This is a genomic window from Bowmanella sp. JS7-9 (assembly GCF_004329715.1).
Lineage (GTDB): Bacteria > Pseudomonadota > Gammaproteobacteria > Enterobacterales > Alteromonadaceae > Pseudobowmanella > Pseudobowmanella zhangzhouensis.
This window is the reverse complement of the sequence record NZ_JXSY01000042.1, coordinates 1-323: the sequence shown is the minus strand read 5'-3', so window position 1 is coordinate 323 and position 323 is coordinate 1. Positions and strand designations below refer to the sequence as shown.

The following is a 323-nucleotide window of genomic DNA, read 5'->3' as shown; positions in this document are numbered from 1 at the left end:
AAGCAGCATCCGCGCAAGAACAAAACGGCCATCAACATCGAATACATGAAAGCCAGCATCCGTGCCAGGGTGGAGCACCCGTTTCGCATCATCAAGCGGCAGTTCGGCTTCGTGAAAGCCAGATACAAAGGGCTGCTGAAAAACGATAACCAACTGGCGATGTTATTCACCCTGGCCAACCTGTTTCGGGTGGACCAAATGATACGTCAGTGGGAGAGATCTCAGTAAAAACCGGAAATAACGCCAGAAATGGTGGAAAAAATAGCCTAAATAGGCTGATTCGATGTGTTTGCGGGAAAAAAATCGGCCCAGATCCGCGAAAT

Annotated in this window: 1 protein-coding gene; it reads left to right on the top strand. The window is 48.9% G+C overall.

Annotation, left to right across the window (positions count from 1 at the left end; all coding sequences use genetic code 11):
- Nucleotides 1-228, top strand: a 228-nt coding sequence (locus tag TK45_RS16155) for an IS5/IS1182 family transposase (RefSeq protein ID WP_004153224.1), incomplete at its 5' end; no start/stop codon positions are given.
- Between the last annotated feature and the right edge of the window lie 95 nt (nucleotides 229-323).